Here is a 19,283-nt window from a genome sequence, read left to right on the forward strand (position 1 = left end):
GTCAACCCGCTGGCCTCACTCCGCGGCGTTGCGCCGCTGCGGCCGGCGGTCCAGGAGGTCGCGGAGATAGTGGCCGGTATAGCTCGCCTCCACCTTCATCACCTCCTCCGGCGTGCCGGCGGCGACGATGCGGCCGCCGCCGTCGCCACCCTCCGGGCCGAGGTCGATCAGCCAGTCGGCCGTCTTGATGACTTCGAGATTGTGCTCGATGATCACCACCGTGTTGCCCTGCTCGACTAGTTCGTGCAGCATTTCCAGGAGCTTGGCGACGTCGTGGAAGTGCAGGCCCGTGGTCGGCTCGTCGAGGATGTAGAGCGTGCGGCCGGTGGCCCGGCGCGACAGCTCCTTGGCGAGCTTGACGCGCTGCGCCTCGCCGCCGGACAGCGTGGTCGCCTGCTGGCCGACTTTGACGTAGCCGAGGCCGACGTCGCGCAGCGCCGTCATCTTGTCGCGGATGGCCGGCACCGCCTGGAAGAAGTCGCAAGCCTCCTCGACGGTCATGTCCAGCACGTCGGCGATCGACTTGCCCTTGAAATGCACCTCCAGCGTCTCGCGATTGTAGCGGTGGCCCTTGCAGACGTCGCAGGTGACGTAGACGTCCGGCAGGAAGTGCATCTCGATCTTCAGGACGCCGTCGCCCTGGCAGGCCTCGCAGCGGCCGCCCTTGACGTTGAAGGAGAAGCGGCCGGGGCCGTAGCCGCGCGCCTTGGCTTCGGGCAGGCCGGCGAACCAGTCGCGGATCGGCGTGAAGGCGCCGGTGTAGGTGGCCGGGTTGGAGCGCGGCGTGCGGCCGATCGGCGACTGGTCGATGTCGATCACCTTGTCGAGCAGCTCCAGCCCCTCGATGCGGTCATGCGGCGCCGCCTGCTCGCGGGCGCCGTTGAGCCGCCGCGCCGCCGCCTTGAACAGCGTGTCGATGAGCAGCGTCGACTTGCCACCGCCGGAGACGCCGGTGACGCAGGTAAACAGGCCGATCGGAATGTCGGCGGTGACGTCCTTGAGGTTGTTGGCGCGGGCGCCGACGACGCGGATATACTTGTTCTTCTGCGGCTTGCGCCGCTTGTCGGGCAGCGGGATGGCCAGCGCGCCGGAAAGATACTGGCCGGTGAGGCTGGCCGGATCGGCCATGATCTCGGCCGGCGTACCCTCGGAGACGATCTCGCCGCCGTGGATGCCGGCGCCGGGGCCGACGTCGAGCACGTAGTCGGCGGCGAGAATGGCGTCCTCGTCATGCTCGACGACGATCACCGTGTTGCCGAGGTCGCGCAGGTGCTTCAGCGTCTCGATCAGCTTGTCGTTGTCGCGCTGATGCAGGCCGATCGACGGCTCGTCGAGCACGTAGAGCACGCCGGTGAGGCCGGAGCCGATCTGGCTGGCCAGGCGGATGCGCTGGCTCTCGCCGCCGGAGAGCGTGCCCGAGGCGCGCGACAGCGTCAGATATTCGAGACCGACGTTGTTGAGGAACCGCAGCCGCTCGCGGATCTCCTTGAGGATGCGGACGGCGATCTCGTTCTGCTTGTCGGTCAGCCTGTCCGGCAGGGCGGTGAACCAGCCCATCGCCTCGCGGATCGACATGTTGGTGACCTCGCCGATGTGCAGTCCGGCGATCTTGACGGCCAGCGCCTCCGGCTTCAGGCGATAGCCGCCGCAAGCGTCGCAAGGGTGGTCGGACTGGAAGCGGCCCAGCTCCTCGCGCACCATCTCCGAGTCGGTTTCCTTCCAGCGCCGCTCGATGTTGCCGACCACGCCCTCGAAGGGCTTCTTGGTGGTGTAGGTGCGGAGGCCGTCGTCATAGGTGAAGGCGATCTCCTCGCCGCCCGAGCCGGTCAGGATGACGTCGCGCACCCGCTGCGGCAGGTCTTTCCACGGCGTGGTCATCGACGCCTTGAAATGACGGCAGATGGCTTCCAGCGTCTGCGCGTAATAGGGCGAGGACGCGCCGGTCTTCGCCCAGGGCAGCACGCAGCCGCCGCGCAGGGACAGGCTGTCGTCGGGCACCACCAGCGACGCCTCGAACTTCAGCTCGGTGCCGAGGCCGTCGCACTTGGGGCAGGCGCCGAACGGATTGTTGAAGGAGAACAGGCGCGGCTCGATCTCGGGGATGGTGAAGCCGCTGACCGGGCAGGCGAACTTCTCCGAGAAGGTGATGCGGCGCGGCTCGCTCTCGCCCTCGGCGAGGTCGGCCAGCTCCAGCACGGCGATGCCGTCGGCGAGGTGCAAGGCGGTCTCGAAGCTGTCGGCGAGGCGGGCGGCAAGGTCCGGCTTGACGACCAGCCGGTCGACGACGATGTCGATGTCGTGCTTGATCTTCTTGTCGAGGGCCGGCACCTCCTCGATCGGATAGAAGCTGCCGTCGACCTTGACGCGCTGGAAGCCCTTCTTCTGGAGATCGGCGAATTCCTTGCGATACTCGCCCTTGCGGCCGCGGATCATCGGCGCCAGGAGGTAGAGGCGGGTGCCCTCGGGCAGCTCCAGTGTGCGGTCGACCATCTGGCTGACCGTCTGGCTCTCGATCGGCAGGCCGGTGGCCGGCGAATAGGGAATGCCGACGCGCGCGTAGAGCAGGCGCATGTAGTCGTAGATTTCGGTGACGGTGCCCACCGTCGAGCGCGGATTGCGCGAGGTGGTCTTCTGCTCGATGGAGATGGCCGGCGACAGGCCATCGATCTGGTCGACGTCCGGCTTCTGCATCATGTCGAGGAACTGGCGGGCATAGGCCGACAGGCTCTCGACGTAGCGGCGCTGGCCCTCGGCGTAGATGGTGTCGAAGGCGAGCGACGACTTGCCCGAGCCGGAAAGGCCGGTCATGACGATCAGGCTGTCGCGCGGCAGGTCGACGTCGATGTTCTTGAGATTGTGCTCGCGCGCCCCGCGCACCGAAAGGGAGCGCCGCGCCTGATCGAAAATGCTGGTCGGCTTCATCGCCATCTCTGTCGTCGTCCCTGTCGCGCCTTCCGAAGAAGGCGAAAATGCCACGCCGCCATCCGGCGCCGCAAACCCTGCCGCATCGGCAACGCCGTTACCGCGCCCGGCGTTCCACGCCCGAGATGCCGCACCCCGGAGCGCGCCCCGAACGGCCCGCCCAAGTGCCACGCCTTCATGACCGGCGAGCGGTCACACCGGGGCATCGGCCGAAAAGTATACGCCCTTTTCGGAGAAGTCCGTTCACCGGCAAGAAGCTCTAGTCCGGGTCTGCTGACGCATCCTGTCAGGATCGGCCGCCGATCGGCAAGACGGCGGCGCGCGCGGCTGCCATGCCGCCGGGCTGGCGGCGGAGTTGCTGAAGCCCTCTGATTCCTGTTGCGACCTTCCTTTGAAACGTCTAGAACGTATCAGGAACAAGGGGCGGATGCCAGCCCTTTTCTCATTGTGGAAAAGGCGGCAGGCCGGCCGGGCCGGGGTATCGCGGCGGCAAGGCCGGCGATAACGTGCCCTTCTATCGCCGGCGGACAGCCCGGCCGGCTTGGCGCGTCGACGCGTCAGGCCGAAAGCGTCGAATTTGAGGGAACAAAGCCATGGCAGGCAGCGTCAACAAGGTCATCCTGATCGGCAATCTCGGGCGCGATCCCGAGGTGCGGCGGATGGGGTCGGGCGACGCTGTGGTCAACCTGCGCATCGCCACCTCCGAAAGCTGGCGCGACCGCACGAGCGGCGAGCGCAAGGAGCGCACCGAGTGGCACTCGGTGGTGATCTTCAACGAGAACCTCGCCAAGATCGCCGAGCAGTATCTCAAGAAGGGCTCCAAGGTCTACATCGAGGGCCAGTTGCAGACGCGCAAGTGGACCGACCAGTCCGGCCAGGAGCGCTACTCCACCGAGGTGGTGCTGCAGCGCTTCCGCGGCGAGCTGACGCTGCTCGACGGCCGCGGCGAGGGTGGCGGCCGCAGCGAAGGCGGCGACTATTCGGAGGGCGGCTCGGACTACGGCTCGTCCGGCCCGATGGAGCGGGCGCCCGCCCGTTCGGGCGGCGGCGGACGCGGCCAGGGCGGCGCCCCGGCTTCCAACTTCTCGTCCGACCTCGACGACGATATCCCGTTCTGATAGACGGGTGGCATGGCAGATAGGTTTTCCAATTCGGACATTGCGGGCTGAACCGCGTCCGGTCCTTCGGGGCCGGGGTGGCGGTGACGCACGCCTTCATCACGCGGCCGCCGGCGCGCGACCGCGGTGCCTTGTCTTGAAACCGGAAAGCCAAATTGACTCTCATCATCCGTAGCGAAACGGCGGCCGACCGTGCCGCCATCGCCGCCGTCACCACGGCAGCCTTCGTCAACCAACCTCACTCCGACGGCAGCGAGGCGGCGATCATCGACCGCCTGCGGGAAGCTGGCGCGCTGACGCTGTCGCTGGTCGCCATCAACGGCAGGGACGAACTGGTCGGCCACATCGGCTTCTCGCCGCTTGCCACCGACATGCCCGGCACCTGGTTCGGCATCGGGCCGCTGTCGGTGCGCCCTGACGTCCAGCGCCAGGGAATCGGATCGGCGCTCGTCCGCTCCGGCCTGGACCGCCTCAAGGGCAAGGCCGACGGCATCGGGCTGGTGGGCGACCCCAATTACTACTGCCGCTTCGGCTTCGCCGCGCGGCCCGGCCTCGTCTGCGACGGCGTGCCGGACCTCTATGTGCAAGCGCTCGCCTTCATCGACGTGCCGGCGTGGGGCAAGATAGCCTTCCACCCGGCGTTCTTCGGGGCTGCCTGACGCACGGACCCGCCCGGTTCGCCGGCCGGACTCATGCCGAGGGTGGTTTTCGGATTGGGCGGTGGAGCGTCCTTTTCTGCCCGAGATGGTCCGCCTGCGCGGCCCATCTCGGGCAGGACAAGGCTCCGTCCCGGTGCGGACTACCTCAGACTGGATAACCTCGCCGGCCCTCAGCCAAACTCGGTGATGACGTTGATGCCGGTCTCCGGCGAGCGGTCCATGCCGACGAGCAGATCGATGGCTTCCTCGAGCCCGACCTTGCGGTTGATCAGCTTCTGCGGTGCCAGCTTGCCGGCGGCGATCATGCGGAGCATGTCGTCATAGCGCCAGGCTTGCATGCCATGGCTGCCGTAGACCTCCAGCTCCCAGCCGATGATGCGCGCCATGGGGATCGGCGCCTCGGCGTCGTCGCCGAGCATCAGGCCGACCTGCACGTGCCGGCCGCGCCTTTTCAGGCCGAGGATGGAGTTCCTGGCCGTGACGTGGTGGCCGAGCGCGTCGATGGAGAGATGGGCGCCGCCGCCGGTGATGTCGCGGATGGCTCCGACCACGTCGGGCGTCACGCGGCTGTTGATCACCGCCGTCGCGCCGATTGTCCTGGCGAAGGCCAGCTTGTCGTCGGCGATGTCGATGGCGACGACGTTGGCGCCCATCGCCGCGGCGATCATGATCGCCGAGAGACCAACGCCGCCGCAACCGTGTACCGCCACCCACTCGCCGCCGCGCACCCGGCCCTGGTCGACCACGGCGCGGAAGGAGGTGGCGAAGCGGCAGCCCAGGCTGGCGGCGGTCGAAAAGTCGATGTCGTCGGGCAGCGCCACCACGTTGTCGTCGGCGTTGTGGACCCCGACATATTCGGCGAACGAGCCCCAATGGGTGAAGCCCGGCTGCGTCTGGCTGCGGCAGACCTGCTGGTTGCCCGAGGCGCATTCCGGGCAGCGGCCGCAGCCGGCGACAAAGGGCATGGTGACGCGGTCGCCCGGCCGGAAGCGGCGGACGTCGCGGCCGACGGCGACGACGCGGCCGGCGAACTCGTGGCCGGGCACGTGCGGCAGGGCGATGTCTGGATCATGGCCCATCCAGCCGTGCCAGTCGGACCGGCAGATGCCCGACGCCTCCACCTTCAGCACCAGACCGTGCGGCTCCGGCGTCGGGTCGGGCAGGGTGCGGATCTCCGGCCGCCGGCCGAAAAGCTCGTAGAAGATGGCGCGCATGCTGAATTCTCCGGGGATGTCCGGCGATAGCATGGACGGCACCGCCGAGAAAGCCTCAACCGGCGGCGGCCGCGTCGTAGGCGGCCTGGGCGGTCAGCACGGCATCCATGTTGCGCTCGGCCCAATGGGCGAAGGCGGCCACCGTCTCGGTCAGCGTGCGGCCGAGCGGCGTCAGGGCATATTCGACGCTCACCGGCACGGTGGGGTGGACGGTGCGATCGACCAACCCGTCGCGTTCCAGCCGCTTCAGCGTCTGCGACAGCACCTTCTGGGAAATGCCGCGGACGTCGCGCCGGAGGCGGTTGAAGCGCACCGGCCCGCCGTCCAGCCGGTCCAGCACCAGGAGCGCCCATTTGTCGGCCAGCCGGTCGAGCATCATGCGCGTCGGGCAGCGGTCGTCGAAGACGTCGTAAGGATAGGTCATGCTCGTGCTGCCGGCGGTTTCCATGGGGAAACCAGGTGACCGGAAAGTGCCTTCTTTTCGTGGTTTCATGGATTGACTATGTTCCGGAGCGAAACAAGGTTTCCAATTGATACTAAGGAGTTTCGATATGGCTGGCAAGATTCTGGTTCTCGGCGCCACCGGCAACGTCGGGCGTCCGCTGGTCAAGGCGCTGGTCGCCAGGGGCGAGGCCGTCAAGGCGGCGTCGCGCCGTGGCGAGCCGGTCGAGGGCGCCGAAGGCGTCGTGTTCGACATCGTCGACCCCATGACCTTCCCGACCGCCTTCGAGGGCGTCGACCGCGCCTTCGTCCTGCTGCCGACCGGCTACACCGAAGCGAAGGCGCTGCTCCTGCCGTTGATCGAGGCGGCGGCAACGCGTGGCGTCAAGGTGGTGTTCCAGTCGGTGTTCGGTGTCGACGCCGACGATTCCATTCCCTACCGCCAGGTGGAGATCGCGCTGGAGAAATCCGGTGTTCCCTACGTCATCCTGCGGCCCAACTGGTTCACCGACAATTTCCTCACCTTCTGGAAGGCCGGCATCGACGCCGGCGGCGTCATCGCCCTGCCGGCCGCCGACGGCAAGTCGAGCTTCATCGACGTGCGGGACATCGCCGACAGCGCCGTGGCCGCGCTGACCAGCGACCGCTTCGACGGCCGGGCCTTCAACCTCACTGGGCCGGAAGCGCTCGGTTATGCCGAGGCCGCCGCGCTGATTGCCTCGGGAATCGGCCGGCCGGTCACCTATGTGGCGATCGACGACGACGCCTTCGTCGACAACCTGATGGGCGCCGGCGTGCCCGAGGTCTATGCCCGCTTCCTCGCCTCGATCTTCCATCCGGTGCGCGAGGGCTGGGCGGCTGCCGTCACCGACGACGTGCCGGCGCTGACTGGCCATCCGGCCCGCGGCGTCGCCGCCTGGGTGACGGAGAACGCCAGCGCCCTGAAGGGCTGAGGCTTACAGGCCGACCGCCGCCAGCGCCTTGATGTTGGCCTGATGAACCGCCTCGTAGGGCGCGAAATAGCCGATGCGGCCGGCCGCGATGTCGGCCGCGACGAAGGCGGCGAGCGGCGCGCCGTCCCGTCCCTCGCCGGCGACGAGCCGCCGGAGATAGTCGCGGTTGGCATCGATCAGGCCGACGTCATAGCCGCCGGCGGCAATGCGCTGCGGGTCGCCGTGGGCCGGCAGGATGCGCCGGACGGGCAGGGCGGCGAGACGGCTGAGTTCGGCGATATGCGTCGGCGTGTGCTCGGGCTCGGAGATGTAGGTGACGGTGTCCTCGACGACGTCGCCGGCCAGGAGCAGGCCGGCGTCGGGCAGCCGCAGCACCACGCCGTCGGCGCTGTGGATGGCAAAATGCAGCGCCTCGACCGTGCGGCCGCCGGCGGCGAGCGTCAGCCCGTCGTCGAAGATATCCGTCGGCAGCACCAGCGGCTTGATCGGCGGGTCGGCGCTTTCCAGCTTGTCCCGGTTGGCGAGAAGCGCCTCGCGCGTCAGTCGATGGGCGACGATCGGTCCGTCGGCGAACACGGCGTTGCCGGCGACGTGGTCGTCGTGGGCGTGGCTGAGCACCAGCGTGAAGCGGCTGACGCCGAGCCCTTCGAGATGGCTCCGGACGCGGCGGGCATGGTCGAGCGAGATGTGGCTGTCGAAGACGACGGCCTCGTTGCCGCCGACAATCGCATAGGAGGCGATGCCGAGCGCGTAGGCGCCGTCGTCGAGCCAGTTGTCGGCCGGCGAATGCAGCCGCACGCCCGCCACGCGGCCGTCATAATAGGCGAACACGCCGGGCGCCGGTTCGAGGATGCGCAAGGTGCGCGTGTCGGTCACGGCGTCTCGTCCTCGATGCCGTACATGTCGTCGTCGCTGAGGCCGAAATGATGGCCGATCTCGTGGACCAGCACATGGCTGACGATGTCGCCCAGCTTCTCCTCGTGCTCGGCCCAATAGTCGAGGATGGGGCGGCGATAGAGCCAGACGCGGTTGGGCAGGCGGCCGGTCTCCGGCACGGCGGCATCGTGGGCGAGGCCGGTACCGACGAACAGGCCGAGGATGTCGAAGTCGCTTTCGAGTTCCATCTCCTTGACGACGTCCTCGTCGGGGAAGTCGGAGACGCGGATTTCGATCTCGCCGGTCAGCGCCCGGAAGTCGGCGGGCAGGGCGGCATAGGCCTCGGCGGCCATCGCCTCGAAGTCGTCGATCTCAGGCGCCTTCAGCTCCTTCCAGTCGAATTCTGCCGCACCGCCGCCGAAGAGTCTCATCCTCGTCTCCCGCCGATCATCCACCCGACTTCAGAAGTGTCGGGGACGGGGAGGGGCGTCAAGGGCGTTGACGCGGAACTGCTGCCGGAAGCGCTCCCTCTTGGCGGGCTCGGTGCCGAAAAGCGCGCATAAATCCCGCCGTCCTCCGCATGAAGCGGAGAATCTCGGGACGGATGGATTGCCGCGCCGATGCAGGGCGCCTTTTCGTCCCGGGATGGTCCATCCAGCGCGGACCATGACGGAGAAAGCCTATATGCAACAATCCGCCATGCCGTTACCCGCCGCATGACGAGCGGCACCCACCCGCGTCCTTCCTCAGAACAGGCTGAGCTGCACGCCACCGTTGCCGGGCTTCAGGAACTTCGTCGTGTCGAGCTTCAGCCGCTGCTTGTTGAGGCCGAGGCGCTTGGCGGTCAGTTCGAAGCGACGGCCGAGCTGCCAGGCGTAGGGACCGGTGCCGCGCATGCGCTTGCCCCATTCGGCGTCATAGTCCTTGCCGCCGCGCATCGACTTCAGGACGTTCATGACGTGCCGGTAGCGGTCGGGCAGCTCGCGCAGCAGGAACTCGCGGAAGATTTCCGACACTTCCAGCGGCAGGCGCAGCAGCACGTAGCCGGCCTCGCGGGCGCCGAAGGTGTGGGCCGCCTCCAGGATGCGCTCGATCTCGCTGTCGGTGACCGCCGGGATGACCGGCGCCATCATCACGCCGACCGGAATGCCGGCGGCGCTGAGCTTCTGGATGGCTTCAAGACGGCGTTGCGGGCTGGAGGCGCGCGGCTCCATGGCTCGGGCAAGCCGGCGGTCGAGCGTGGTGATGGAGATCGCCACCTTGACGAGGCCCTCGGCGGCCATCGGCTGCAGGATGTCGAGGTCGCGCAACACCAGGGCCGACTTGGTGATGATCAGTGCCGGATGCCGGGTCTTGGCCAGCACTTCGAGCACCCGCCGGGTGATCCTCTGCTCCTTCTCGATCGGCTGGTAGGCGTCGGTGGCGGTGCCGATGGCGATCACCTTCGGCTGGTAGGACGGCGCGCCCAGTTCGCGCTCCAGCACCTCGGCGGCATTGATCTTGGCATAGAGCCGGCTCTCGAAATCGAGCCCCGGCGACAGGCCGAGATAGGCGTGGTTCGGCCGGGCGTAGCAGTAGACGCAGCCGTGCTCGCAGCCGCGATAGGGATTGAGCGAACGGTCGAAGGCGATGTCCGGGCTGTCGTTGCGGGTGATCACCGAACGAGCCTGCTCGGTCTGCACCGTCGTCCGGAACGGCGGCAGTTCCTCGCCGTCGCCCCAGCCGTCGTCGAACACGGTACGGGCATAGGCCTCGAAGCGGCCCGATGGGTTGATGCCGGCGCCCCGGCCGCGCCGGCGGGCGGCGGCGACCGCCGCGTCGGCGATCTCCGGCGTCAGAAGGGGCTCAAGAGGGTGCTGACAGGCGATGTTCATGATTTGATCTTATGCGCATATGGGAACAGGTCAAGAACATTCTTCGGTGCATCCACCGGCGAATCGGCCTGTGAAGGGGATTGCCGAAGCCGCGGCGTCCGGCATCCGCGGCGTCGTATGGTGCGCCGGCCTGACGGAGCGGGCGCCTCGCCGCTCCCGCGCAAGACAGAGTGGGAGCGGAAGCCCATCGGTGATCGATGCCGGAAACAAAAACCGGCTCCGCATTCGGACGGGCTCGCGCTTCTCCGTGAAACCCGCTAGAACGAAAGTATGATCTCGGTCATCATACCCACTCGGAACAGCGAGGAAGCCCTCGTTCGCACCCTCTCGACGCTGATCGGTGGCGCCGCCGACGGCACCGTGCGCGAGGTGGTGGTGGTCGACGGCGGTTCGGAGGACCAGACCCGCCTCGTTGCCGAAGGGACCGGCTGCGAGATGATTTCCGGCACCGGCGGCGCCTGGGCGCGCTGCGCCATTGGCGCTGCCACCGCCCGGCGTGGCGAGTTCCTGATGTTCCTGCGCCCCGGCGTACTGCTCGACGCCGGCTGGGAGAATGACTTCCAGGCAGCGTTCGAGCGCCGCCTCCGGCACGGCGATGCCCGCTTCGCCGCCGTCTTCCGCCTCGCCTCCGACGACGACACGCTCGGCGGCAGCCTGAAATACTACCTGCGGCGGCTGTTCGGCCGCTGTGCCGGCATGACCCATCCCGACCAAGGGCTGATCATTTCCCGCGCCTATTTCCGCGAGCTTGGCGGCTTCCGCCGGCGCGACGGTCTGGCCGGCGTCGATCTGGTCCGCCGCGTCGGGCGTCGCCGCCTCGTCCGCCTCAGGGCGCCGGCCGTGCGGGTGATCGCCGACGGCCAGGGCGACACGGTGGCTGGTGGCGGCCTTGCCGGCGCGCTGGCCGCGCTGCTGCTCGCCGTGCGCCTGCCGGTCGGTCTCGTCGCCGGGCTCACCGGCCAGCGCGGCTGACATCCTCTCCGAGAGTTGACTGGTGCGCCGTGGCGCCGCCGGCTAGACACGCTTGCGAACGCGGGGCGCCGGACAGAAGCCTCCCGTCCAGCCGGAAGGAACCCCATGACCATCGAACTTCACGCCATCGCCGCGCCGGTCTTCACCGCGCGCCTCAAGTCCCTCGTCCATCTGCTGAAGATCGGCGAGGCGGAATATGCCGCGCGCGGGCTCTCCGAGGAGGCGGTGCTTGGCGCCCGCCTCGCTCCGGACATGTTCGACCTGAAGCGGCAGGTGCAGATCGCCACCGACCATGCCAAGGGCGCCATGGCCCGCCTCGCCGGCCTCGACGTTCCCTCCTTCCCCGACACCGAAGAGAGCTTCGCCGAGCTTTACGCCCGCATCGACAAGACGCTGGCCTTCGTGGCTTCGGTGCCGGCCGAGGCCGTCAACGGCCGCGAGGCGACGACCGTCACGCTGAAGATGCGCCATGAAACGCTGGAGATGCCGGCGATCGACTATCTCCAGGGTTTTGCCGTTCCCAACTTCTATTTCCACCTGACCACCGCCTACGACATCCTGCGTCATCTCGGCATGCCCATCGGGAAACGCGACTTCCTCTGGCGGGAGTGAGCGGAGGACCGCGGCGGCCGGCGCCGTTTGCAAGGTTAACAAACCATTGAAATAATTAATCAATGGCGACTTCCGCCGCTTAACTTCGAATTTACCCTGCCGGTGGAGATTGGTTTCCGGCAGGGGCGTGTAGACCCCCACCTGTCTGTTTTGCGTCGGAGTGGGAGAGCCATGAGTGTTCTGCGTCGGCGGACGTCGTCGTCCGAGGTTTCTCTCCACTCCCCTGCCGCATCGGCGCCCGACTGGCTCGACAGCGTCATCGTCGGCGATTGCGTCGCCGCGCTGGAGCGCCTGCCCAAGGCGTCGGTCGACCTGATCTTCGCCGATCCGCCCTACAACCTGCAGCTCGGCGGCGACCTCACCCGTCCCGACCAGTCGAAGGTCGACGCCGTCGACGACGACTGGGACCGCTTCGAGAGCTTTTCGGCCTATGACGCCTTCACGCGCGCCTGGCTGATGGCCTGCCGCCGCGTGCTGAAGCCCTCCGGCACCCTCTGGGTGATCGGCTCCTACCACAACATCTTCCGCGTCGGAGCGATCATGCAGGACCTCGGGTTCTGGACGCTCAACGACATCATCTGGCGCAAGGCCAACCCGATGCCCAACTTCAAGGGCAAGCGCTTCACCAACGCCCACGAGACGCTGATCTGGGCGTCGCGCGACCGGGAGGCCAAGGGCATCACCTTCAATTACGAGGCCATGAAGGCCTTCAACGACGATCTCCAGATGCGCTCCGACTGGCTCTTGCCGATCTGCACCGGCGGCGAGCGGCTGAAGACCGCCGATGGCGACAAGGTCCATCCGACCCAGAAGCCGGAGGCGCTGCTCTGGCGCGTGCTGATGTCGTCGTCCAAGCCCGGCGACGTGGTGCTCGATCCCTTCCTCGGCACCGGTACCTCGGCCGCCGTGGCGAAGAAGCTCGGCCGGCACTTCGTCGGCATCGAGCGCGACAGCACCTATGCCGAGTTCGCGAAAGCGCGCATCGCCTCGGTCGAGCGAGCGCCCGACGACGGTCTTGCCGTGGTCATGCCGCGTCGGGCCGAGCCGCGCATTCCCTTCGGCTCGCTGATCGAGGCCGGACTGATCCGGCCGGGCGACAAGCTCCACGACGCCCGCCGCCGGCACGCCGCCATCGTCCGCGCCGACGGCTCGATCGCCGCCGGAGCCATTGCCGGCTCGATCCATAAGGTTGGCGCCGCGCTGCAAGGGCTCGAAGCCTGCAACGGCTGGACCTACTGGCATGTCGAGGAAAAGGATAGGCTGGTGCTGATCGACGAGCTGCGCGGCCGCATCCGCGGCGAACTCGCCGCCGCCGGTGCCTGAGCCGGCAGGGCACGCCGAGGCAAAAAAGAAGGCCCTCCGAACCGGTCAGAGAGCCATTTCTTTTACCGATGACCGAAACTCGGCACTTGTACTAACCCATGCCGTTCGGCGTCCGGGCTTTCCCGCCCTTGAAAATCGCTTCCGTCCAACCTCTCCGCATCGGGTTAGCCCAACCCGGTGCCGGCCGATCAAATGACTTTCGGGCCATGCCCCTATATCAATAAATATGACACCGAAGCCGTTAATTTCCAAGTAAACATTCATGCGACCATGGTCGCAAATTGGCGGATTTCCGCCACTCAGCGGTTGCTGCTGCCTTTTTTCGGCCCGCTTGCCGGGCGTGCCGCAGCTTTTCGTGCCGGCTTGCCCGTCGCCGCCTCCACCACCTTCCGCATCACCGTGGGCAGTGCTTCGCCGGCCACGTCGGCGGCGGCCAGCCAGAAGCAGCCGTCGGGCGGCGGCCGGTCGCCGACCTCGGCCGCCTGCACCGACAGCACCAGATGGAAATGGGTGAAGGTATGCTCGACCGTGCCGGCGTCCCGCCAGGCGGCGGCAAACGGCGGCGTGGCCTCGGGGGCGGCGCCCTCACGCCAGTCGCCGCCCGTCACCTCCAGCATGCCGCCGAGCAGGCCCTTGTCGGGGCGGCGGCGCACCAGCAGCGCGCCGTCGTGGCGGCGGGCGACGAAGGCGACGCCATGGCGGGTCGGCCGCTCGGCCTTGGCCTTGCGGCGGGGGAAGGTGTCGGGATCGCCGCGCCGGCGGGCGAGGCAGGGTTCCGACCACGGGCAGAGGGCGCAGGCCGGCCGCTTCGGCGTGCAGATGGTGGCGCCGAGGTCCATCATGGCTTGTGCGAAGTCGCCGGGCCGGACGTCGGGCGTCAGCGTCGCGGTCAGACGGCGGATCTCCGGCTTGGCGTCCGGCAGCGGCGTTTCCAGCGCGTTGAGGCGGGCGACCACCCGCTCGACGTTGCCGTCGACCACGGCGGCCGGCGCGTCGAAGGCGATGGCGGCAATGGCCGCCGCCGTGTAGGGACCGATGCCGGGCAGGGCGGCGAGGCCCTCCGGCGTCTCCGGAAAGCGGCCGCCGTGATCGCGCGCCACCGCCTCGGCGCAGGCCTTGAGATTGCGGGCGCGCGAGTAGTAGCCGAGCCCGGCCCAGGCGGCCATCACCGCCTCGCGCGGCGCGGCGGCGAGATCGGGAAGCGTCGGCCAGCGTTCGAGGAAATCGAGGAAATAGCCCTTGACGGCGGCGACCGTCGTCTGTTGCAGCATGACCTCCGACAGCCAGACGCGATAGGGGTCTGGCACGACGCCGAGCGCCCGCTCCTCCGGCGGCACCCGCCAGGGCAGGCGGCGGGCATGAACGTCGTACCAGTCGAGAAGGGCGGTGGCGGACGGCGCCGGCATGTGGGATAACCTGAGCCTGAGCGGGAACGATGGAGGTTCCATACCAGATGGCGCGCCTCAAGAAACCGGCTTTCGTCTACAAAGGGGTGCGGCCGCTTGCCGACATCATCGCCGCGCCGCTCGGTGCCGCCTGCCGCAAGCGCGGCTTCGCCACGCTCGACCTCGTCGCCCACTGGCCGGATATCGTCGGCCCCGCCTATGCCGACACCACGGCGCCCGATCAGCTCACCTGGCCGCGCCGGCCCAAGGGGCTGATCGAAGAGGAGACGCACGAGCCGGCGGTGCTCACCGTGCGCTGCTCGGGCGCGGCGGCGATGCGTCTGTCGCTGGAGGCGCCGCTGATCATCGAGCGCATCAACACCTTCTTCGGCTACCGCGTCGTCGGCCGTATCCGGCCGCTGCAACTGCCGCCGGTCAAGGTCGGGCCGAAGCCGCGGCCGAAGCCGGCGCCGCTCTCCCCGGAGGCTGAGGCGAAGGTACGGACGCTCGCCGCCGGCATCGCCGACGACGGCCTCAAGGCGGCGGTCGAGCGGCTCGGCCGCGCCGTTGCCGGCGACCGCCGCTGAGCGGGCCGAAAAACATCCTCTTTCCAATGACGCGGCCTTGCCATAATTTGCCGCCAATGACGGACCGATGGGACCGGTTATCCGAAAGGGAACGCCATGTTGAACCGCCGCCGCTTCCTTGTGACCACCGCCGTTGCCGCGGCAGGGCTCGCCCTTCTGGCGTCCTTCCCCGGCCTCGCCCTTGCCCAGGAGCCGTCAGCCACCGTCGATGAGACCGCGCTGATGAAGCCGGGCGTGCTGCCCGACATGGCGCTCGGCAACCCCGACGCCAAGGTGAAGATCGTCGAGTACATGTCGATGACCTGCAGCCACTGCGCCGACTTCCACAACAAGACCTTCGACGAGATCAAGGCCAAGTACATCGACACCGGCAAGGTGTACTTCGTGCTGCGCGAGTTCCCGCTCGATCCGCTGGCCGCCGCCGGCTTCATGCTGGCCCGCAACGCGCCGGGCGGCAAGTATTTCGATGTGGTATCGCGCCTGTTCAAGACGCAGGGCGAATGGGCCTTCGTCGAGGACCCGCTTACCGGCCTGCGCAACGTCTCCAAGCAGTTCGGCTACTCGCCCGCCACTTTCGACGCGACGCTGACCGACCAGAAGCTGCTCGACGCCATCAACGAGACGAGGAAGCGCGGCGCCGACGAGTTCGGCATCACCGGCACGCCGACCTTCTTCATCAACGGCAAGCGCGAGGTGGGCTTCCTGTCGGTCGACGAGATGTCGGCCAAGATCGACGCGCTGCTCTGATCTGGTGATAACGGGCGGATATCAACAAGGCCGCGATGCCGTGCCTCTTGCCGGGGCGGTGTCGCGGCCTTCATGATATGGTGGTCCATCGTCCGGCCCCACTCTACGAATAGAGTGGCGACGAAGCGGAACACCGATGCAGTTCGAGCGGCTGAAGATACAGGGCTTCAAGTCCTTCGTGGATGTCTCCGAGTTCGTCATCGAACCCGGCCTCACTGGTGTGGTCGGACCCAACGGTTGCGGCAAGTCCAATCTCGTCGAAGCCATGCGCTGGGTGATGGGCGAAAGCTCCTACAAGGCGATGCGCGCCTCCGGCATGGACGACGTCATCTTCTCCGGCTCCGGCAAGCGGCCGGCCCGCAATGCCGCCGAGGTGACGCTGGTGCTCAGGAACGACCAGCGCACCGCGCCGGCCGCCTTCAACGACGCCGACCTCCTCGAAGTCACCCGCCGCATCGAGCGGCAGTCCGGCTCCGCCTACCGCATCAACGGCAAGGAGGTGCGCGCCCGCGACGTGCAACTGCTGTTCGCCGACGCCTCGACCGGCGCCCGCTCGCCGGCCATGGTGCGGCAGGGCCAGATCGGCGAACTGATCGCCGCCAAGCCGACCCAGCGCCGCACCATTCTGGAGGAGGCGGCCGGCATTTCCGGCCTGCATTCCCGCCGCCACGACGCCGAGCTGCGCCTCAAGGCCGCCGAGACCAATCTCACGCGCATGGAGGACGTGCTGCGCGAGATCGAGGCCCGGCTCGAAGGGCTGCGCAAACAGGCCCGGCAGGCGGCGCGCTACCGCAACCTCTCCGCCGACATCCGCAAGGCCGAGGCCACCGTCGGCTTCCTCAGGCTCGGCGACCTCGCCGCTCAGGTGGAAGAGGCCGAGGCGCAGATGAAGGACAGCTTCGGCGCCGTCGCCGACGCCCAGTCCGCCCAGACGGAGGCGGTGCGCCGGCAGGCGATCGTCGCCGCCGAGCTGCCGGCGCTGCGCGACCGGGCGGTGGAGACCGCCGCCGCGCTGCAACGGCTCCGGATCGCGCTGGCCGAATCGGAAGCCGAGGAGCGGCGCGCCCGCGAGCGGCTGGCCGAACTCACCCGCCGCGCCGAGGAGATCGCCCGCGACCGCGCCCGCGAGGCGGCGCTGGTGGCCGAGAACGACGAGCGGCTGGCCGCCCTTGCCGACGAGGCCGAGGCGCTGGCCGCCGAAGCGCTGTCCGAGGAGGAGCGCCGGGCGGAGGCCGAGGCGCAGGTCGCCGACATCGCCGGCCGCCTCGCCGCCGTCGACGCCGATCTTGCCGCCGCCACCGCCGCCGAGGCCGAGGCAGCCGCTCTGCGCGGCGCGCTGGAGCGCGAAATCCGCGAGGCCGGCGTCCGGCTCGACCGCATGCTCGGCGACCTCGAAGCGCTCGACGCCGAACTTGCCGAACTCGACGACCGGCTCGACGCCGACGATGCCATCGCCGCCGCCCGCGAGGAGGTGGAATATGCCGCCGCCGGCGTATTCGAGGCCGAGGAAGCGGTCGCCGCCGCCGAGGCCGGCCGCGCCGCCGCCGAGGCGGAACGGCTGGCCGCCACCGGCCCGCTCGCCGAGGCCGAGCGCGAGTTGCAGAAGCTCGACACCGAGGCGCGCACGCTGGCCAGGATGCTGGACATCGAGCACGGCCAGTTGTTCCCGCCGCTGGTCGATCGCCTGACGCCGCAGAAGGGTTTCGAGACGGCACTGGCCGCCGCGCTCGGCGAGGACATCGAGGCGCCGATGGACGACCGCGCCCCGGCCTATTGGACCATGCCCGGCGATGGCGCCGACGATCCGCCGCTGCCCGACGGCGTGCCGCCGCTGTCGAAATATGTCGAGGGCCCCGACCTCATCCGCCGCCGGCTGCGCCAGATCGGCGTCGTCAAGGCCGAGGAGGCAGCGCGGCTGCAGCCGCGGCTCGCTGCCGGCCAGATGCTGGTGACGCTCGACGGCGCCCTCTGGCGCTGGGACGGCTATGCCGCCGCCGCCGATGCGCCGACCATCGCCGCCGGCCGCCTTGCCGCCCGTAACCGCCTTGCCGAGATCGACGCCCTGCGCGACACGGCAGCCGGCCTCTGCGCCGCCCGTCGCCTGGTGCTCGACGGCGCTGAGGCGCGCCTGCGCGAAGCCGAAGCCGAGGAGCGCGCCGCCCGCGAGGCGGTGAAGGCGGCCGAACGCGCCGCTACCGCCGCCCGCGACGGCCTGCTGCTCGCCGAGCGGGCTCTGGCCGAAACGGTGGCCCGCCGCGCCGCCGCCGCCGGCCAGCGCGAACGCCTCGCGATCGACGCCGAAGACCTCGCCGCCCGCAAGGCCGAGGCCGAGGAGCGCTACGCCGACCTCGCCGACGCCGCCGAACTGGCTGTCCGCGTGCAGGCGCTGCGCATGGACGCGGCCGAGATGCGCGCCCGTTTCTCCGAGGCGCGCGCCGCCGTCGACCTGATCCGCCGCGAGGGCGAACTGCGCGGCCGCCGCCGGGAAACCATCGACCGCGAGCGGGCCGGCTGGGGCGACCGCGTCCGTCGCGCCGCCGCCCATCTCGACGAGCTGGACGACCGTCTCGCCCAGGTCGAGGACGAGCGGGCCGAGCTGATCGACCGCCCCGACGAGATCGTCCAGGCCCGGCGCGGCCTGATGCGGGCGATCGGCGAGGCCGAGACGGCGGCAACCGAGGCGTCGGACCGTCTGCGGGCGCGCGAGATCGAGGCCGGCGACGCCGACCGCGCCGCCGCCGAGGCGCTTTCGCGCCTCTCGACCATCCGCGAGGGCCGGGTACGCGCCGAGGAGCGGCTCTCCGCCGTCAAACAGCGGCTTGAGGAATATGCCGGCGAGATCCGCGACCGCTTCGACGCACCGATCTATGCCCTGCGCCAGCTCGCCGAGATCGACGAGGCGGCGCCGCTGCCGGATGTCGCCGGCATCGAGACCCGCCTCGAACGCCTGCGTGTCGAGCGTGACAAGCTCGGTGGCGTCAACCTCCAGGCCGAGACCGAACAGGCCGAGCTGGAGGAGCGGCTGGATACGCTGGTCAACGAGCGCGAGGATCTGATCGAGGCGATCCGCCGGCTGCGCCAGGGCATCCAGAATCTCAACCGCGAGGCGCGCGAGCGGCTGCTCAACGCCTTCGGCATCGTCAACGCTCATTTCCAGCGGCTGTTCGTGCATCTGTTCGGCGGCGGCACCGCCGAATTGCAGCTGGTCGATGCCGAGGACCCGCTGGAGGCCGGCCTCGAAATCCTCGCCCGGCCGCCGGGCAAGAAGCCGCAGACCATGACACTCTTGTCCGGCGGCGAGCAGGCGCTGACCGCCATGGCGCTGATCTTCGCCGTCTTCCTCACCAATCCCGCGCCGATCTGCGTGCTCGACGAGGTGGATGCGCCGCTCGACGACGCCAACGTCGAGCGCTATTGCGACCTCCTTGAGGAAATGGCCCGCTCCACCGAGACCCGTTTCGTGGTGATCACCCACAATCCCATCACCATGGCGCGCATGAACCGGCTGTTCGGCGTCACCATGGCCGAGCGCGGCGTGTCGCAGCTGGTGTCCGTCGATCTGGAAACCGCCGAATCCTTCCGCGAGGCGAGTTGAAGCGG

The 19,283-nt window shown here is 68.9% G+C and carries 16 protein-coding genes; 9 read left to right on the plus strand and 7 right to left on the minus strand.

Annotated features, from left to right (window positions below):
- Nucleotides 1-15 precede the first annotated feature (15 nt).
- Complete coding sequence (uvrA, locus tag H512_RS0109010) at nt 16-2,922, minus strand: excinuclease ABC subunit UvrA (RefSeq protein WP_026783175.1); 2,907 nt, start codon at nt 2,920-2,922, stop codon at nt 16-18.
- A 593-nt stretch (nt 2,923-3,515) separates the two neighbouring features.
- On the opposite strand from uvrA, the gene H512_RS0109015 reads away from it, so the two are divergent.
- The gene (locus H512_RS0109015; protein WP_026783176.1) at nt 3,516-4,040 is read left to right on the plus strand and encodes a single-stranded DNA-binding protein; all 525 of its coding nucleotides are present in this window, start codon (nt 3,516-3,518) and stop codon (nt 4,038-4,040) included.
- Between the two features lie 155 nt (nt 4,041-4,195).
- Nucleotides 4,196-4,699 (plus strand): GNAT family N-acetyltransferase, encoded by a 504-nt coding sequence (locus tag H512_RS0109020; RefSeq protein WP_026783177.1) that lies wholly within the window; start codon nt 4,196-4,198, stop codon nt 4,697-4,699.
- A 170-nt stretch (nt 4,700-4,869) separates the two neighbouring features.
- On the opposite strand, the gene H512_RS0109025 is transcribed toward H512_RS0109020, so the two are convergent.
- On the minus strand, nt 4,870-5,913 hold the full coding sequence (locus H512_RS0109025) for a zinc-dependent alcohol dehydrogenase family protein (RefSeq protein WP_026783178.1): 1,044 nt from the start codon (nt 5,911-5,913) through the stop codon (nt 4,870-4,872).
- 55 nt (nt 5,914-5,968) lie between these two features.
- A complete protein-coding gene (locus H512_RS0109030) occupies nt 5,969-6,337 on the minus strand; it encodes a winged helix-turn-helix transcriptional regulator (protein ID WP_026783179.1) in 369 nt (122 codons plus the stop codon).
- A gap of 127 nt (nt 6,338-6,464) precedes the next feature.
- On the opposite strand from H512_RS0109030, the gene H512_RS0109035 reads away from it, so the two are divergent.
- Complete coding sequence (locus H512_RS0109035; RefSeq protein ID WP_026783180.1) at nt 6,465-7,307, plus strand: SDR family oxidoreductase; 843 nt, start codon at nt 6,465-6,467, stop codon at nt 7,305-7,307.
- Nucleotides 7,308-7,310: 3 nt separating this feature from the next.
- Here H512_RS0109035 and H512_RS0109040 read toward each other — a convergent pair whose 3' ends face one another.
- The 3 genes from H512_RS0109040 to H512_RS0109050 all read right to left on the minus strand — a co-directional run bounded on the left by H512_RS0109040 (nt 7,311) and on the right by H512_RS0109050 (nt 10,057).
- Nucleotides 7,311-8,183, minus strand: a complete 873-nt coding sequence (locus tag H512_RS0109040) for an MBL fold metallo-hydrolase (RefSeq protein WP_026783181.1) — start codon at nt 8,181-8,183, stop codon at nt 7,311-7,313.
- Nucleotides 8,180-8,614, minus strand: coding sequence for a metallopeptidase family protein (locus H512_RS0109045; RefSeq protein ID WP_053239704.1), 435 nt, complete (start codon nt 8,612-8,614; stop codon nt 8,180-8,182). The genes H512_RS0109040 and H512_RS0109045 overlap by 4 nt, the downstream gene beginning before the upstream one ends.
- A gap of 315 nt (nt 8,615-8,929) precedes the next feature.
- Nucleotides 8,930-10,057, minus strand: coding sequence for a PA0069 family radical SAM protein (locus H512_RS0109050; RefSeq protein WP_053239705.1), 1,128 nt, complete (start codon nt 10,055-10,057; stop codon nt 8,930-8,932).
- Between the two features lie 270 nt (nt 10,058-10,327).
- On the opposite strand from H512_RS0109050, the gene H512_RS0109055 reads away from it, so the two are divergent.
- From H512_RS0109055 to H512_RS0109065, 3 genes are all read left to right on the plus strand, one after another.
- The gene (locus tag H512_RS0109055; protein WP_026783184.1) at nt 10,328-11,029 is read left to right on the plus strand and encodes a glycosyltransferase; all 702 of its coding nucleotides are present in this window, start codon (nt 10,328-10,330) and stop codon (nt 11,027-11,029) included.
- A gap of 105 nt (nt 11,030-11,134) precedes the next feature.
- Nucleotides 11,135-11,641: a DUF1993 domain-containing protein gene (locus H512_RS0109060; protein WP_026783185.1), complete on the plus strand. Its 507-nt coding sequence runs from the start codon at nt 11,135-11,137 to the stop codon at nt 11,639-11,641.
- A gap of 171 nt (nt 11,642-11,812) precedes the next feature.
- A complete protein-coding gene (locus H512_RS0109065; RefSeq protein WP_026783186.1) occupies nt 11,813-12,964 on the plus strand; it encodes a site-specific DNA-methyltransferase in 1,152 nt (383 codons plus the stop codon).
- Nucleotides 12,965-13,263: 299 nt separating this feature from the next.
- Here the strand turns inward: H512_RS0109065 and mutY are convergent, their stop codons facing one another.
- Nucleotides 13,264-14,370 (minus strand): A/G-specific adenine glycosylase, encoded by a 1,107-nt coding sequence (gene mutY / locus H512_RS23250; RefSeq protein ID WP_053239706.1) that lies wholly within the window; start codon nt 14,368-14,370, stop codon nt 13,264-13,266.
- Nucleotides 14,371-14,417: 47 nt separating this feature from the next.
- Between mutY and H512_RS0109075 the strand changes: the two genes are divergently transcribed.
- The 3 genes from H512_RS0109075 (at nt 14,418) to H512_RS0109085 (ending at nt 19,278) form a co-directional block, all read left to right on the plus strand.
- Entirely contained in the window at nt 14,418-14,936 is a 519-nt protein-coding gene (locus tag H512_RS0109075; RefSeq protein ID WP_026783187.1) for a DUF721 domain-containing protein, read from the plus strand.
- A gap of 96 nt (nt 14,937-15,032) precedes the next feature.
- Complete coding sequence (locus H512_RS0109080) at nt 15,033-15,683, plus strand: DsbA family protein (protein ID WP_026783188.1); 651 nt, start codon at nt 15,033-15,035, stop codon at nt 15,681-15,683.
- A gap of 136 nt (nt 15,684-15,819) precedes the next feature.
- Nucleotides 15,820-19,278, plus strand: a complete 3,459-nt coding sequence (locus H512_RS0109085) for a chromosome segregation SMC family protein (protein WP_026783189.1) — start codon at nt 15,820-15,822, stop codon at nt 19,276-19,278.
- Nucleotides 19,279-19,283: the final 5 nt, after the last annotated feature.

The sequence above is a fragment of the Pleomorphomonas koreensis DSM 23070 genome (assembly GCF_000425185.1).
GTDB lineage: Bacteria > Pseudomonadota > Alphaproteobacteria > Rhizobiales > Pleomorphomonadaceae > Pleomorphomonas > Pleomorphomonas koreensis.